The organism is Alcanivorax sp. HI0007, assembly GCF_001635525.1.
In the GTDB taxonomy this organism is placed as follows: Bacteria; Pseudomonadota; Gammaproteobacteria; order Pseudomonadales; family Alcanivoracaceae; genus Alcanivorax.
The window spans coordinates 1-241 of the sequence record NZ_LWEJ01000058.1 but is presented as its reverse complement, the minus strand read 5'-3'; the positions used below and the strand labels follow the sequence as shown (position 1 = coordinate 241).

The following is a 241-nucleotide window of genomic DNA, read 5'->3' as shown; positions in this document are numbered from 1 at the left end:
GCTGCCGAGTAAGCAAAAAGGCACTCTGGCCCCTTGAAACGGCATGAAGCACCGCCATATAGAGGCCAGACGAGTTGACAATTCAACTGCCCGGTTTGCCGTCAGGGAACCGGCTGGTGTGAAGGAGAAAGAGAGACATGGGTAAGATTATCGGTATTGACCTGGGTACGACCAACAGCTGTGTGGCCGTACTGGAAGGGGATAAAGCCAAGGTTATTGAAAACGCTGAAGGCGCGCGTAC

General features: G+C 53.5%; 1 protein-coding gene. It reads left to right on the top strand.

The genetic code is table 11. The features are described 5' to 3' along the window. Window positions 1–137 precede the first annotated feature (137 nt). Window positions 138–241, top strand: a 104-nt coding sequence (locus tag A3714_RS17680) for an Hsp70 family protein (protein ID WP_156493820.1), incomplete at its 3' end; no start/stop codon positions are given.